Source organism: Fibrella aquatica (assembly GCF_041321135.1).
GTDB classification, from domain to species: Bacteria; Bacteroidota; Bacteroidia; order Cytophagales; family Spirosomataceae; genus Fibrella; species Fibrella aquatica.
The window spans coordinates 1-15839 of sequence record NZ_JBGGWF010000001.1; the positions used below are offsets into that span (position 1 = coordinate 1).

A 15839-nucleotide genomic window follows, 5' to 3' on the forward strand; every position below is an offset into this window, starting at 1 on the left:
CTGCTGGCGCATTCGTATTGCTTACGCCGGTTCGCTAGTGCGTAAGCAATACGAATGCGCCAGCAGGCTCCCTTTAGGGCGGGACGGTCCGCCGCCGCGGGGCTACGCCGACTAAAACCCTTTCCCCTTCCCCCAAATGCTCAACTCGTTACGAATTCTTTTCCTGCTCATCGTATCAATCAGCAGTATCGCTGCGCCAGCACCCATCTCGCTGAAAGGTCAATGGCGGTTTCGGACTGACCCAACTGATGTTGGGGTGACCGAAAAATGGTTCGGTACCACGTTGCCCGAAACCATCAAGTTGCCCGGCTCGATGCTTGAAAACGATAAGGGCGACAAGGTGACGCTAAACACGCAGTGGACGGGCAGTATCTACGATAGTTCGTGGTATTTCAATCCGCGCATGGCCCGCTATCGTCAGCCCGATAACCTGAAATTTCCGTTCTGGCTGACGCCCGCCAAGCATTATGTGGGCGCGGCCTGGTATCAGAAAGACGTGACCATTCCGAAAACGTGGACGGGGCAGCACGTTACGCTGGTGCTGGAACGGGCGCATACCGAAACCCGCGTCTGGGTCGATGATCGGGAGGTTGGCCTGCAAAACAGCATGGTCGTGGCGCATGAGTACGACCTCAGCAGCGCCCTGACGCCCGGCAAACACACCATTTCGATCCGTATTGATAATCGCATCAAGGAAATCAACGTCGGTAAAGATTCGCACAGCCTGACCGACCATACGCAGGGCAACTGGAACGGCATTGTCGGCAAGCTCGAACTCCGCGCCGAGGCCCCCGTTTGGTTCGATGATGTACAGGTCTACCCCGATCTGGCCAATAAACGGGCACGGGTAAAGCTGACTATTCACCAATTACAGAAGCAACCGCTGACGGGAACGATTACGCTGGCGGCGGCGAGTTTTAACACGCCCATAAAACAATCGGTGAAGCCGCTGACGGTGCCGGTGAAGCTGGATGGTACCCAAAAAGTGGTAGAAGTCGATTTGCCGATGGGCGCTAATTTCCTCACCTGGGATGAGTTCGACCCGGCGTTATATCGGCTAACAGCCACCATCAAAACGACCAACGGCTTGCAAAGCGACCGGCAGGTATCGTTCGGGATGCGCGAGTTTGGCATTGACGGAACCCGGTTCACGGTCAACGGTCGGCCAACTTTTTTGCGCGGGACGGTAGAAAACTGCCAGTTTCCGCTGACGGGCTACGCGCCGATGGATGTAGCGGCCTGGGTACGTGTCTATAAGATCGCGAAGAAATACGGGCTGAACCACATGCGGTTCCACTCGTACTGTCCGCCCGAAGCAGCGTTTGAAGCGGCCGATCTGGTGGGCTTCTACCTGCAACCGGAAGGACCAAGCTGGGCCAATCACGGCTCGTCGCTGGGCGACGGACACCCGATCGACAAGTTCATTTATGACGAAACCAACCGAATGGGTAAGGCGTATGGCAACTACGCATCATACTGCATGCTGGCCTACGGTAACGAGCCGCGTGGGGGCAAGCAGGCGCAGTACCTGGCCAAGTTCATCAACTACTGGAAAGCGAAAGATCCCCGTCGGAAATACACGGGCGCGTCGGTGGCGATGAGCTGGCCGCTGGTGCCCGAAAACGAATACATGATCAAGTCGGGGCCGCGTGGACTGCCGTGGAATCAGCTTCCGGGAAGTACGGGTGATTACCAAAGTAAAATCGCCGATTTCAAGGTGCCGTACGTAACGCACGAACTGGGACAGTGGTGCGTATTTCCGAATTTCAAGGAAATCAAAAAGTATACCGGCGTGTATAAGGCGAAGAACTTCGAACTGTTTCAGGAAGACCTCGCCGACCGTGGTATGGCCGATCTGGGCGATGATTTCCTGATGGCGACGGGCAGACTACAGGTGTTGAGCTACAAGACCGAAATGGAAATGGCCTTTCGCACGCCCGGTTCAGCTGGTTTCCAGATGTTGTCCCTGAACGACTACTCGGGGCAAGGCACCGCGCTGGTTGGTTTACTCGATCCGTTTTGGGATGAAAAAGGCTACCTGACCGCCCCGGAGTTTACCCGGTTCTGTGCCCCAACCGTGTTGCTGGCCCGTCTGCCTAAGTTCGTCTATCAATCGAACGAATCGGTAACGGCTGATCTGGAGGTCTGCCACTTCGGCAAAGCCCCGCTCACCAAAGCGCGCATTAACTGGACGTTGACGGATGCCAAACAGGCCGTAGTTGCCAGTGGATATTTCGATCAGGCAACCATTCCGATTGGCAGCAACAACGCGATCGGTAAAATTTCGGTGCCGTTGACTGGACAGACGAAGGCGCAAAAGCTGAAATTAACTACGTCGCTCGCAGGTACGTCGACCACCAACGACTGGGAGATTTGGGTATACCCCGCTACCGTGGCGGAGGCGAAACCGGCCGACATCTATTTCTGCACCGAACTGGATGCCAAAGCTGAAGAAACGCTTCAACACGGCGGTAAGGTCTTTTTGCAGGCGGCGGGTAAGATCGAGAAGGGTAAAGAAGTGGTGCAGCAAATGCAACCGGTATTCTGGAATACATCGTGGTTCAAAATGCGTCCGCCCCACACGCTCGGCTTCCTGGTCGATCCGAAGCACCCCGCGTTCGCCGACTTTCCGACGGAGTATCACAGTAACCTACAGTGGTGGGAAATCGTGAATAAGGCACAGGTGATGAATCTCGAAGATTTTCCGCTCTCGTTCCGCCCGCTGGTGCAGCCGATCGACACTTGGTTCCTGAACCGTCGCCTGGGCATGATCCTCGAAACGCGCGTCGGCACCGGCAAGCTCATGCTATGCAGCGCCGACCTGATGAGCAATTCCGAAAGCCGCCCAGTGGCCCGTCAACTGCTTCACAGCCTGACCAACTACATGCAATCGTCGCGTTTCAATCCGAAAGAATCCGTCGAGTTATCGGTAGTTAAAGCCCTGTTTACAACGCCCTCGCAGGATACGTTCAAAGCCTACACCGCCGATGCGCCGGATGAGCTGAAAACGAAAGCGCAGTTGAAGTATTGATTGGCGAATCAAACCTATAAGGTCTCAAAAAGACCTTATAGGTTTACTGTCGGCTAAACAACTCCCTAACCCCATGCTACGAAAACTAACCTTACTGCTGCTAAGCTGCCTCCTCCCCACAGTAGCCGCAACAGCTCAACGCCAGATGGAGCGACTGAACCGGGGCGTGGTGGCCGTTCGGTCTAGTGCCGATGCTGTGTATATAGGTTGGCGACTATTCGGGACTGACCCGGCTGACGTTGCATTCAATGTATATCGGGGGAAAACGAAGATCAACGCATCGCCCATTACCGGTGCCACGAATCTGATCGACAAGATCAGTTCAGCAGGTACGTATACGGTTCGCCCTATCATTAAGGGGAAAGAACAGGCGGCTTCGGAAGCGGCAAGTGTGTGGGCGAAAAACTACCTGTCGATCCCGATTCAGGCACCGGAAAGTGGGTCAACTACCGCCGGACAGGCTTACAGCTATGTGGCCAATGATTGCAGCGTGGGTGATCTGGATGGGAATGGCGATTACGAGATCGTGGTGAAGTGGGACCCGTCGAACGCCAAAGACAACTCACAGGCGGGCGTTACCGGAAGCGTTTACCTTGATGGCTACAAACTGGACGGAACCCGCCTGTGGCGTATCGACCTGGGCAAAAATATCCGGGCGGGGGCGCACTACACGCAGTTTATGGTCTACGATCTGGACAGCGACGGCAAGGCTGAAATCGCCTGCAAAACCGCCGACGGTACCGTTGATGGAAAAGGAAAAGTGATCGGCGATGCCAACGCCGATCATCGGAACGGAAAAGGCTTCATTTTGAAAGGACCTGAGTTTCTGACCATCTTCAACGGAAAAACGGGCGCGGCGATGGCTAGCACAACGTTCCTGCCCCAGCGCGATCCCGTAGGCGGCGACAATCCCACCGACGATCAGATGCGCGCTACCTGGGGCGACGCCAACGGCAACCGCATCGACCGCTTTGTTTCCACAGTAGCCTACCTTGACGGTCAGCGGCCCAGCCTCGTGATGGGACGTGGTTACTACACTCGACTAGCGCGCGCTGCCTGGGATTGGCGGAATGGCAAGCTAACCCAACGGTGGATCTTCGATAGCGAATCGTCGCCTGAAAACCGCGCGTATCGGAGTCAGGGTAATCATCAGCTGACCACCGGCGATGTCGATGGCGATGGAAAAGACGAGATTATCAACGGCTCCAGCGTGATTGATGATGATGGTAAAGGCTTGTATGCCAACGGTCTGGGTCACGGCGATGCGCTGCATATGAGCGATATGGACCCGGACCGGCCCGGTCAGGAGGTTTGGCAATGTCACGAGTCACCGCGTTCGTATGGCAACTACGGTCTTGAGTTTCGCGATGCGAAAACGGGACAGCCGCTGTGGGGCGTACCCGGCACCGATGACATTGGCCGGAGCCTCGCCGCCGATATTGACCCGACGCACAAAGGCTACGAATGCTGGGGGGCAACGGGTGGCCTCTACGACTGCAAGGGTCAGCAAATTGGCACAAGAAAACCGTCCATGAACTTCGCGATCTGGTGGGATGGTGACCTGTCGCGCGAATTGCTGGACGGGCCGCGAGTCAGCAAATGGGATCCGACAACGAACACCAACAACCGCCTGTTTTCGGCTACTGATGTCGCGGGCGGCATATCGAACAACGGTACCAAAGCCACCCCCGGCGTAACCGCTGACCTGCTTGGCGACTGGCGCGAAGAGATCGTTTACCGCAACAGTACCAATACGGAATTACTCCTGTTTACCACCACCGACCTAACGGCAACCCGGCTGTTCACGCTCATGCACGACGCGCAGTACCGCGTAGCCGTAGCCCAACAAAATTCAGCCTATAACCAGCCTCCTCACCCTAGCTTTTATTTGGGTACCGACATGGTGATGCCGGTACAACCAAATATTGTAACGAAAGCGAAGTGAGGGTGTATGGTGATTCTTCGTGAATTGCGTGGCTTCGCGCTGCAGGCCCTGAGCCTGTCGGGGACGCCTAGTCGAAGGGCCACAAGCGCGAAGCTACGCAATACACAACGCGAAGCCACCCCAACAAATCGAGCTTAACCAAGTAAACGAAACGACCCGCTCCCCTTTACGTTCACGAACCACTTTTCTTACCCAGATGATACGATTACCCCTTTTTGCTTTTCTAATGCTTGCGTCGATTGCCTCCTTTGGGCAAAAAACGAAGACGCTCTGGTACAAGCAACCCGCCCGAAACTGGAATGAAGCCCTGCCCATTGGTAACGGCCGACTGGGTGTGATGGTGTTTGGGAAAGTGAATGAAGAGTTGCTTCAACTAAACGAAGAAACCCTCTGGTCGGGTGGGCCAGTGAACAAGAACCCGAACCCCGGCGTCGCCAAATACCTGCCTGAGGTGCGTGAGGCTCTCTTTCGCGAAGATTATGCTGCTGCTGCTAAACTGACGCAGAAAATTCAGGGCCTGTACTCCGACGCCTACCAGCCACTGGGCGACTTGGTGTTAAAACAACCGCTGACCGGCACCGCCACGGATTATTACCGCGATCTGGATATTACCAACGCGACGGCTACTACCCGTTTCACCATCGATGGTGTGGCCTACACCCGCGAAATCTTCGTGTCGGCACCCGATCAGGTGATTGTGATCCGGTTGACGTCGAGCAAGAAAGGGGCACTGAATTTTACCGCCGCAACACGCAGTCCGCATCCGATGTCGAAAACGGTACCGGGCCGCGACGAACTGATTATGCGGGGTAAAGCGCCCGCCCATGCCGACCCGAATTACGTCAACTACAATAAGCAAGCCGTGATTTACACCGACAGCGCCGGTTGTAAGGGCATGCGCTTCGACTGGCGCGTTAAGGTCAAGTCGACCGATGGACAGGCATCGGCGGATACGGCTGGCATTCGGATTCAGGGCGCGACCGAGGCGATTCTGTACGTGACCGCTGCCACCAGTTTCAACGGCTTCGATAAATGCCCGGATAGTGAAGGGCGCGATGAAAAGAAGTTGGCCCAGACGTACCTGAGCAAAGCAATGGCCAGATCAGCCGCCTTAATTCGTCGCGACCATATTGCTGATTACCAGAAGCTGGCCAACCGCATGAGCTTAACGCTCAATGGCGATGCCGCACCGGTAGACCTGCCAATGGATGAGCGCCTGAAACGATACACCGACGGAGCCACCGACCCGGCGTTGGAGAGTCTATATTTTGCGTTTGGACGGTACCTGCTGATCTCCTCGTCGCGGCCTAAAACGGCGGGCAGTTTTAGTATTCCGGCCAATTTGCAGGGTATCTGGAACCCTATGGTTCGGCCACCGTGGAGCAGCAACTTCACCACCAACATCAACGCGGAGATGAATTACTGGCCCGCCGAGATGGCTAACCTATCCGAACTGCACACGCCCCTGCTCGACTGGATCGGCAACATGGCCGCAACGGGTCGCGAAACGACCAAGAATTTTTACAACATGGGCGGCTGGACGGTGCACCACAACTCCGACATCTGGGGCCTGTCGAATCCCGTTGGCGACAAAGGAAAAGGTAGTCCATCATGGGCCAACTGGGCAATGGGCGGTGCGTGGCTGAGTCAGCACCTGTGGGATCACTACGCGTACACCGGCGACCGAACGTACCTGAAAGGTTACGCCTACCCGCTGATGAAAGACGCTGCCCAATTCTGCCTGGAATGGCTGGTCGATGATAAAAAAGGCCACCTGGTCACCGCCCCGTCGACCTCGCCCGAAAACGTGTTCATTACCGAAAGCGGCCAGAAAAATTCCGTATCGGTAGCCACCACGATGGATATGGCCCTGGTTTGGGACGTGTTCAGCAACACGATTCAAGCGTCGGAGCAACTTAACATCGATGCTGACTTCCGGCAGAAACTGCTTGATGCCAAGAAAAAGCTGTTCCCACTGCAAATTGGCAAGAAGGGCAACTTGCAGGAGTGGTACAAGGACTGGGAAGACGAAGACCCGCAACACCGGCACGTATCGCACCTGTACGCCCTACACCCCGGCCGGGAAGTGTCTCCGCTAACCACGCCCGCCCTGGCCGATGCCGCCCGCAAAACGCTCGAAATCCGGGGGGACGACGGTACGGGTTGGAGTAAATCGTGGAAGATCAATTTCTGGGCCAGATTGCACGATGGCAACCACGCCTATAAACTCCTGCGCGAACTGCTGAAGCTGACCGGCATGGAGGGCACCAACTACAACAAAGGCGGCGGAACGTACCCAAACCTGTTGTGTGCGCATCCACCGTTTCAGATCGACGGTAATTTCGGCGGCACATCGGGCATCGGTGAAATGCTGTTGCAAAGCCACGACGGCGTGCTGAACCTGCTACCTGCCCGTCCCGATGTCTGGTCGTCGGGTGAGGTAAAAGGCTTGAAAGCACGCGGCGGCTACGAACTGGATATGACCTGGAAAGCGGGTAAGCTGACGCGCGTCGTCGTGCGCTCGGCGCTAGGTGGTAATTGCCGACTACGAGTACCGGGTACGTTAGTGGCAACCGGATTGAAGGCTGCCGGCGGCGTTAACCCAAATCCATTCTACGCCCTTCCCGAAAGCCAATACCGTACCCAAACGCCGGAAACTTCTACTAACGGCGTCGCAGTGTATGATCTGGCAACCGCGCCGGGGAAGTCGTACGTGCTGGTGGGTAAATAGGGCTTGTCTAAGCGGTGACTGATCGTAACGCGGACTTTAGTCCGCACAGCCATTGCAGAGAAGCCATCGTTAACTTATTGATGATACATGCGGACTGAAGTCCGCGTTACATAAACCATTTTATTAAACCAACCTCCAATAATGAAAACCCTCCTCTTCTTTGCCGCTACCTTGGCCATGTGCACCCTCTCGGGCACTACTTCTCTTGCTCAGAAGAATGAAAAAGGCGTGGCCGACGCCGTTGAAAAGCTCCGCAAGGCCATGATCGACCCGACCGAGGCGAACCTGAGCGAACTGGCTTCCGATAAACTGACCTACGGCCACTCGGGTGGAAAGATTGAAGATAAAGCCGAGTTCATCCGGGCGTTGGTGAGCAACGATTCTGATTTCAAAACCATCGACCTGACCGAGCAAACCATCCAGATCGTGGATAATACCGCGCTGGTTCGGCACGTGCTTACCGCCGTAACGGCAAACAAAGGCGTACCCGCCACTGCGCATATCGGTATTCTGCTCGTATGGGTGTATCAGAAAGGTGACTGGAAACTGGTAGCCCGTCAGGCGGTGAAGGTGTAGAGGTCTGTGTATAAGTTGTATTGCTTGTCGAAGGGCTATGCGAAAGCAATACACACCAGCGCGAAGCAATGCAGAAACCAACGCTTCCCATTTTCCAACATGATCAACCTCCTTCTTTTCCTTTTCCTCCTCCTTCCCGCCACGGAAAAACCCGCGCCTCCGGCCTGGGTGAAGCTGGTTGGGGCACGCACGGCACCATCGAAAAAAACGGTGTTTTCGACCGCTAGCTACGGAGCCGTGGCCGACGGAAAAACGCTCGCAACAAAAGCCATTCAGCGGGCGATCGATGCCTGCGCGGCGAAAGGGGGCGGCGTGGTGACATTCAAACCGGGGCAATACCTGACGGGCTCGCTATTCCTCAAAAAGGGCGTTACGCTGCACCTCGACAAAGGCGTTGAGCTGCTCGGTAGCCAATCGCTGGCCGATTACCCGGAGATCGATACGCGGGTGGCGGGAATTGAAATGCGCTGGCCAGCCGCGTTGATCAACATCATCGACCAGAAAAACGTGGCAATCACCGGCACAGGTATTGTTAACGCACAGGGCAAGCCGTTCTGGGACAGCTACTGGGCCCTGCGCAAAGAGTACGAAGCCAAAGGCCTGCGTTGGATTGTAGATTACGACGCCAAGCGCCCCCGCACGTTGCTCGTCTCCGGCTCGTCAGATATAACCCTGAAAAGTATCACGCTGCAACAGGCTGGTTTCTGGACGGTACATATCCTTTACTCCGACCACGTTACGGTCGACGGGCTAATCATTCGCAACAACATTGACGGGCACGGCCCCAGTACCGACGGTATCGATATCGACTCGTCGACCTACATTCTGGTGCAGAACTGCGACATTGATTGCAACGATGATAATTTCTGCCTCAAAGCGGGTCGCGACTGGGATGGGCTGCGTGTGAATCGGCCAACCGAATACGTACTCATTCAGAATTGTGTATCTGGTGCCGGTGGTGGACTGATCACCTTTGGTAGCGAAACATCGGGCGGTATCCACCACGTGATGGCCCGTAACCTGACTGCCAAAGGTACCGGCGTGGGCATTCGCCTGAAGTCGGCCATGACACGGGGCGGCACCGTGTCGGATATTTACATGGAAAATATCACGATGGAAGACGTGGGTGTGCCGGTGGAGGTAACTATGAACTGGAACCCCAGTTACAGCTACTCGACCCTTCCCGAAGGCTACACCGAAGCAACCCTACCCGCCCACTGGAAGGCCATGCTGGCTAAAGTAGAACCAGCCGAGCGGGGTATTCCGCACTTCAAAGACGTGCATATTTCCGGTCTGAAAGTAACCGGAGCCAAACGCGGCATTATGGCGGCGGGCCTTGCCAATTCACTGCTTGAAAACTTCACGTTCAACGACGTAACCATTGCCGCCAACACCGCCGGTCAAATCGATTTCGCCAAAGGCTGGACGGTGAAAAACATGACCATCACGGCAAAAGACGGCAAACCCATCGTGGTCAAAAACAGTGACGGGCTGAGTTTATAGGTACTGATACAGTACGCGGAATTTTTATAGTACGCGGATTAAAGGGATTTAAAAACGATCGACGCGGATTTCGGATTAAAACTGATTGGTGGCTCTGCTTCATTTCACGAATCCGTTTTAAATCTAAAATCCGCGTCAATCCATTTAATCCGTGTTCCCATACATACCGCGCAAATGCGGAAAACCAGCGTAATCCGTGTTCCCATCACTCCTAAGGCATTTTTGACAGGTTTTCCCAGCGTACAACCCATTTGCCATTTTTCGGGAAACCGGGCGATAACGTACCTGAGTCGTTATCCCAACCGGCGCACATCATGGCTACAGCCGTGAGTAGGCCACCATTTCCAGGGAGGTAAATACGGAGGTTATCGCGCTGGTAGTTGTGGCCGTTGTGCAGGAACGTGTTTTTGGTTACCGGCATCAGCAGGGCATCAATGGCTTTATCGGGTTTGCCGAGGCGGGCGGCCGTCATGGCTACGAGTGGATAATCCCAACCCCAGGTGCTTTCCCACTTCCAGACGGTCATGATCTTGTCGAAGGTGCGGTCCATCGTGGGTACGTCGAGCGAGGGCGTTTTAGGCATGTAGCCATACGCGCCCAGCACCGCCGGGTGGTCGGTCACGAACTCGGGGTTGGTATATGAGTCGGGGGCACTTTCGGCGGCTAGGTACAGACCATCCTGCGCGGGGAACGGCGACAGACCGGCCAGTACTTTGTCCCATTCTGCGTTGCGGGGCATGCCCAGGCGTTCGCGCCATTGCTGAGCGGTGGTGAGGCCCCACCACCAGTAGGCTAGTTCGAACGGTGGGTTATAGGTGCTGGCATATTTGAAGCGTTCCTGCGCCGGAATCATGCCTTTTCCCAGGATATATTTACCCTTTTGCGGGTCAAGCCAGGCGTAGGAGGCCATGAAATCGGCGGTGGCGAAAACGAGGTCTTTGTAGGCGTTCAGCGTTTTCTGGTCGTGGTGGTTGCGGTAGCTGAGTTCGGCGAAGTAAATAAAATGCGGCTGCTGCCAGATCAGGAACGGGCCGATCGGCGACGGACTTTCGTTACCCACCTCATCGACCATTTTCTGCCAGCGAACGCCGTTGAAGCCCTGCCGCTGTGCCAGATCAGCGGCACCAGGCTGTGCTCTGTTGTACCAGCTCAGACTCTTTTCGAGCAGCGCGGGGCGGTTCCATAGGGGAAAATGGGCCGCGTGCCACCAATGCATTTCGAGGTGCGGTTTGCCGTACCAACTGTTGTAAGTCAGGCCGGTTTCCTGCGGAGGAATCGATCCCGAACACTGAATTTTGGTCAGGTATTGCGACAGCACGATCCGCCGTTCCAGCTCCTTTGCGCGTGGATCGGTACTGCCCGACAGGTCAACCGCTCCGCCCGTTGTCCAGAACGATTGCCAGTGGGTCTGGTTGGCCTGATGCGTCGTGGCAAAATTGGGTTGGGCTATTTTCGGTGGCATCGAACCCGACATAAACCGGCAGGTAAAGGCCAGCGTCGTGGCCGATTTGTCGGGGGTCAAGGCAAACTCGTGGGCCTTCACTTCGCGAACCGTGGCTTTTCCTGTCCAGGCTAGGGCGGCGGTATAGCGGGTGGTGTCGAGTTGACGTTCAAGTATTACGGCATTGGCGTTTTCTGACCGCAGGTGGGTGGTATGGCGTGTGGGCTTGCTGAAATCAGGGAAGCCTTCCCAGTTGGTGGCGCCGTAGGGGAAACGCAATATAACCTGCAACCGGCCTGTAGCTACCAGTGGGGAACGTACCTGAATGGCCACCATATCTTGTGTGGGGTGGCAGATTGTTACCACATCCACGGGTTGATTTTCCACGCTGAAATGGCTTCTGATCTCACCTTTCCACATATCCAGCGTTTGCCGAATGTTGCGCAGGTCGGTCATTTTCACGGCTGAGCCATCTGCTTTTTTCAGGTCGAAACCGATCATGCCGAGGTGTAGCCGGTGCGGGTTTTCGCGAAAATAGTTCGACACCGCCTCCTGTCGACCCGCGCCCTTGATCGAGAACGTGTACGGTACTTTTCGCCCGTGCTGATCAATGGTGTTATACACTTCACTTAGCTTGTAATCAGCCGGATTTGGTACGGCATGCCACCCCCATTGCGACTGCGTACCCAACGGAACGGCGTCTTTGTAATAATCAGGAAACGTTTGCAGGCCCGTAGCATCCACGGTAAAGGCAAATTCACCATTCCCCACCGACACCGATCCGAGTGTATCGAACCGGGTATTGACAACGGCGTGGCGACTGACGAGGGCTTTACGGTCAATGTTGCCTTTACTGACTTGGGCAACGGTTAATTCAGTTGGTAGAAGAAGGGAAAGGAAGAAAAGTGAATAGAGAGAACGCATTATCAGAAGCAAGAAGTGAGAGACAAGAAGTGAGATTTGAGAGGTAAGAAGCAAGAAGTGAGAGGCAAGATTTGAGACTCTCGTTATCACTCGCACAGGCAAGCGACAACGAGAGTCTCAAATCTTGCCTCTCACTTCCTACCTCTTACTTCTACAGCGACCCGCGCCGGATCATGTAAAACGGGTTTTTAACCTTGATCTGTTTATTGTCGAGCAAGAGGGAGGCGGTAGTGTAGCCCATCGCTTCGAAGTTGGTGCTTACAACGGTAATATCCAGCAGTTCTTTCAGTGTGGTGTCGTTGAACGAGATCATCCCGATTTCGCGACCTAACTGGAAATTGGTTTGCCGCACCTTCTTTACCAGTTCTGACAGGTCCGTTTCTTCGACCACCACGTAGGCAGTGCCCGCCTGCAAATGTTCGTTGATAGCGTTTTCCTTGATGGCAAACTCTTTGTTGGCGTTGATGCAGAACGACCGGAACCCCCGCGCAATTTCGACCGGATAGTTGCCGTCGCTGGGTAAAATCAAGACCATCCGGCTGTATTTGGTCAATAAATCCTGGGCCGTTTCCAGCGCTTCGCGAATATCTTTGTCAAAATTCTGATGAACGCTCAGGAAATTGCCGGCCAGTTCAGGTACGTCCTTGTCGAGCATCACTAATTGATTGGAAGGAATTGACTCTAGCACCTGCATGTAGTTGGCCTTGTCGAGGTCCTGCGTAAAGTGCGGCATTACCACGTAGTAGTTGTACTTGCCGAGATTCTCCTCAATGATTTCCTGGAAATGCTGCGCGCTGTAGTGGTGAATCTGCAGGTCCACGTTGGCCCGATCGCCGAGGGCTTTCAGAAAGGCGTAGTAGATGATCTTCTTGTAGGAGCTGAGCTTGTTGAATACCAGCAAGATCTTTAGCTTGAGCGCGTCGTTGGCCTGCACGTAATACCCTTTGCCCTGCACCGAGGTGATGTAACCGCGCTCCCGGAGTTCCCGATAGGCTTTCTCAACGGTGTCGCGGGCCAGGTAATACTCAATGCTCAACTCACTGATCGATGGCAACTGTTCGCCTTTGCGCAGTATGCCCCGACCAATATCCGTGATAATTGACTGAACAATTTGCTTGTATTTGGGCGTCTTGTCTTTCGGATTGAACTGAAGTTGATAGAGCGGAGCCGAAGAATGAGGAAACACATCGATAAAGTCGTACGACTGACGACGTGGACGTGGTTCGAGGGCTTGTCGTGTTACCATAACTGTCAGAACAGATTCGTTGGTGTGAAAAAGAGAGCGACTGATTGGTCTGTATAAATGACCGATTTATCATGTTAATTTTCCTCTATTTTTAGATATAATCAAGAAAATATCTGACTTTATTTATGCAATCGTTGCCGGGAACGTTGCCAGACCTGTGTTGTTCGATTTGGTAATTTGGCCAGGCGGCTTTATTTCGATAAAATGGTTTTGCCAGACATTAGATTCTAAACGCTGGATATTGGTAAAAGGCGGGTCGGTTGGGGTCGTTTCTGTCTGGTATCCAGCATCCAGAATCCAACGTCCCTACCAGAGGCGAATGGGTATTCTCCTGTGATATGGTATTTTTGCGAACCCGTTGGCGGGTTTTTCTATGCTCGAAACTTTTTTCAATGCCGCTTCGCTTCAGTTCGGCCTGTTTATCGATACGGTACTGTCGTTGCTGAAGGTGCTGATCAAGTCGCGTTTTTCGGTAGACATTCCTGCTCCTCAACGGGCTGCCTGTTCTATTCTCGGTAACGGCCCGTCGCTCCGCCAATCGCTTGATAACGACCTGGCATTCATTCGCGAAACCGAGGTGATCTGTGTGAATAATTTCGCTTCGTCGCCTGAGTATGCGCAGCTACAACCCATGAACTACGCCCTGCTCGACCCGGCCTTTTTTCTATACAGCCAGCAGAACAACGGCCGTAAAGACGTGGAGAAGACGATTCGTTGTTTGATCAACCTCACCGTTTGGCCCATGAATCTGTTCGTACCGCAATCTGCGCGGAGCAGTTATCTGGTTAGTCAGCTTCAGGGTAAGCACCCGAATGTGAAAGTCGTTTATTTCAATTATACCGTGGTGCGGGGGTACAACTGGTTCCGGTTCTTCATCTTCCGAAAGGGGTGGGGCATGCCGCAGTCGCAGAATATTCTGGCGGCCTCTCTCTATCTGGCCATTACCCGGCGTTTTAAGGAAGTATACCTTTTTGGAGCCGACCATTCGTGGCATGAAGAGATACGCATGTCGGAAACCAACGAGCTACTAATGAAACAGGAGCATTTTTACGATAAGCCCAATACCGTTGCCTACATTCCGGTCTACGACGTAGTGAAGAAAGAAACGTCGCGTATGTCAGCGCAATTTGCCTCCCTGTCGAAAGCCTTTTACAGTTACGAAGTCCTGCGCGACTACGCCGCTTCGCTGAACGTTCAGGTCCTGAACGCCAGCGCAAAAAGCTACGTTGATGCGTTTAAACGAGTCAAATTAAATTAAGAATTAAGAATGCAGAATTAAGAATGGCTCCGCCGCTAGTTCCATTGTCTCTTGCGAAGCCATTCTTAATTCTGCATTCTTAATTCTTAATTCTCTCATATGCTTGATCTATCAAATAAATCCATTCTCATAACCGGCGGGACCGGCTCGTTTGGCAAGAAGTTCGTTGAAATGGTGCTGAAGCGTCATCCGAACATTAAACGGCTGGTGGTGTACTCGCGCGACGAGCTGAAGCAGTTCGAAATGAGCCAGACGTTTCCGACGGGCAAATACAAAGCCATGCGCTATTTCATCGGCGATGTGCGCGATGCCGAACGGATGAAACGGGCTTGTGAAGGAATCGATATCATCATTCACGCCGCCGCGCTGAAGCAGGTGCCTGCCGCCGAATACAACCCGATGGAGTGCATCAAGACTAACGTCTTCGGTGCCGAAAACGTGATCAATGCAGCCCTCGACAACGGTGTACAGCGTGTAGTGGCTCTTTCTACGGATAAAGCTGCCGCGCCGATCAACCTCTACGGAGCCACCAAACTCTGTTCGGATAAGCTGTTCGTGGCCGCCAACAACATGAAAGGCGCGCGCGATCTGACCTTCTCGGTCGTTCGCTATGGCAATGTAATTGGTTCACGCGGTTCGGTGGTGCCGTTCTTTCTGGAAAAACGGAAAGAAGGTGTACTGCCCATCACGCACAACGACATGACCCGTTTCAATATCTCGCTCGAAGATGGCGTTGAAATGGTGCTCTATGCGCTGGAACATGCCTGGGGCGGCGAAATCTACGTACCCAAGATTCCGTCGTACCGAATCACCGACGTGGCCACCGCCATTGGTCCAAACTGCGAGCAGGTGCTGGTGGGCGTTCGTCCCGGCGAGAAACTGCACGAGGAGATGATCACCGAAACGGATTCGCTCAATACGGTTGAAACGGAGCGTTATTACGTGATTACGCCCTCAACGCCCACCTGGGAAGTAGACGACTACCTAACCGCGTTCAACGGTAACCGCGTAGCCGAAGGCTTCAAATACAACTCAGGCACCAACACCGAATGGCTCACCGTAGAGCAACTCCGCGAGCAAATCCGCGACCACGTCGATCCTTCATTTAGCGTGTGAATAGAACACGGATTGTGATGGTAACACGGATTTAAGGGATTAAACGGATCTGCGCAGCTCCGCAATTG

The 15839-nt window shown here is 54.2% G+C and carries 9 protein-coding genes; 7 read left to right on the forward strand and 2 right to left on the reverse strand.

All coding sequences use genetic code 11. From position 1 onward, the window contains the following. Positions 1-136 precede the first annotated feature (136 nt). The 5 genes from ACAW87_RS00005 (at position 137) to ACAW87_RS00025 (ending at position 9786) form a co-directional block, all read left to right on the forward strand. Positions 137-3031: an exo-beta-1,4-galactosidase gene (locus tag ACAW87_RS00005; protein ID WP_370721088.1), complete on the forward strand. Its 2895-nt coding sequence runs from the start codon at positions 137-139 to the stop codon at positions 3029-3031. 73 nt (positions 3032-3104) lie between these two features. Continuing rightward, positions 3105-4976 carry a rhamnogalacturonan lyase gene (locus ACAW87_RS00010; RefSeq protein WP_370721089.1) on the forward strand — a complete coding sequence of 624 codons (1872 nt, stop codon included), beginning with the start codon at positions 3105-3107 and terminating at the stop codon, positions 4974-4976. A gap of 196 nt (positions 4977-5172) precedes the next feature. Then, entirely contained in the window at positions 5173-7707 is a 2535-nt protein-coding gene (locus ACAW87_RS00015) for a glycoside hydrolase family 95 protein (protein ID WP_370721090.1), read from the forward strand. A gap of 141 nt (positions 7708-7848) precedes the next feature. Continuing rightward, a complete protein-coding gene (locus ACAW87_RS00020; RefSeq protein WP_370721091.1) occupies positions 7849-8283 on the forward strand; it encodes a nuclear transport factor 2 family protein in 435 nt (144 codons plus the stop codon). Between the two features lie 99 nt (positions 8284-8382). Then, a complete protein-coding gene (locus tag ACAW87_RS00025) occupies positions 8383-9786 on the forward strand; it encodes a glycoside hydrolase family 28 protein (RefSeq protein WP_370721092.1) in 1404 nt (467 codons plus the stop codon). A gap of 211 nt (positions 9787-9997) precedes the next feature. Here the strand turns inward: ACAW87_RS00025 and ACAW87_RS00030 are convergent, their stop codons facing one another. After that, a complete protein-coding gene (locus ACAW87_RS00030; RefSeq protein ID WP_370721093.1) occupies positions 9998-12151 on the reverse strand; it encodes a hypothetical protein in 2154 nt (717 codons plus the stop codon). 151 nt (positions 12152-12302) lie between these two features. After that, the gene (locus tag ACAW87_RS00035) at positions 12303-13397 is read right to left on the reverse strand and encodes a GntR family transcriptional regulator (RefSeq protein WP_370721094.1); all 1095 of its coding nucleotides are present in this window, start codon (positions 13395-13397) and stop codon (positions 12303-12305) included. Positions 13398-13770: 373 nt separating this feature from the next. Here ACAW87_RS00035 and ACAW87_RS00040 point away from each other — a divergent pair, with 373 nt between their 5' ends. After that, positions 13771-14655, forward strand: coding sequence for a hypothetical protein (locus ACAW87_RS00040; protein ID WP_370721095.1), 885 nt, complete (start codon positions 13771-13773; stop codon positions 14653-14655). Positions 14656-14754: 99 nt separating this feature from the next. After that, positions 14755-15771: a UDP-N-acetylglucosamine 4,6-dehydratase (inverting) gene (gene pseB / locus ACAW87_RS00045; RefSeq protein WP_370721096.1), complete on the forward strand. Its 1017-nt coding sequence runs from the start codon at positions 14755-14757 to the stop codon at positions 15769-15771. Positions 15772-15839 lie beyond the last annotated feature (68 nt).

Excerpts from the sequence above, each read along its gene's own strand:
- ACAW87_RS00005 (WP_370721088.1), top strand. The coding sequence starts at position 137 with ATGCTCAACTCGTTACGAATTCTTTTCCTGCTCATCGTATCAATCAGC.
- ACAW87_RS00010 (WP_370721089.1), top strand. The coding sequence starts at position 3,105 with ATGCTACGAAAACTAACCTTACTGCTGCTAAGCTGCCTCCTCCCCACA.
- ACAW87_RS00015 (WP_370721090.1), top strand. The coding sequence starts at position 5,173 with ATGATACGATTACCCCTTTTTGCTTTTCTAATGCTTGCGTCGATTGCC.
- ACAW87_RS00020 (WP_370721091.1), top strand. The coding sequence starts at position 7,849 with ATGAAAACCCTCCTCTTCTTTGCCGCTACCTTGGCCATGTGCACCCTC.
- ACAW87_RS00025 (WP_370721092.1), top strand. The coding sequence starts at position 8,383 with ATGATCAACCTCCTTCTTTTCCTTTTCCTCCTCCTTCCCGCCACGGAA.
- ACAW87_RS00030 (WP_370721093.1), bottom strand. The coding sequence starts at position 12,151 with ATGCGTTCTCTCTATTCACTTTTCTTCCTTTCCCTTCTTCTACCAACT.
- ACAW87_RS00035 (WP_370721094.1), bottom strand. The coding sequence starts at position 13,397 with ATGGTAACACGACAAGCCCTCGAACCACGTCCACGTCGTCAGTCGTAC.
- ACAW87_RS00040 (WP_370721095.1), top strand. The coding sequence starts at position 13,771 with ATGCTCGAAACTTTTTTCAATGCCGCTTCGCTTCAGTTCGGCCTGTTT.
- pseB (WP_370721096.1), top strand. The coding sequence starts at position 14,755 with ATGCTTGATCTATCAAATAAATCCATTCTCATAACCGGCGGGACCGGC.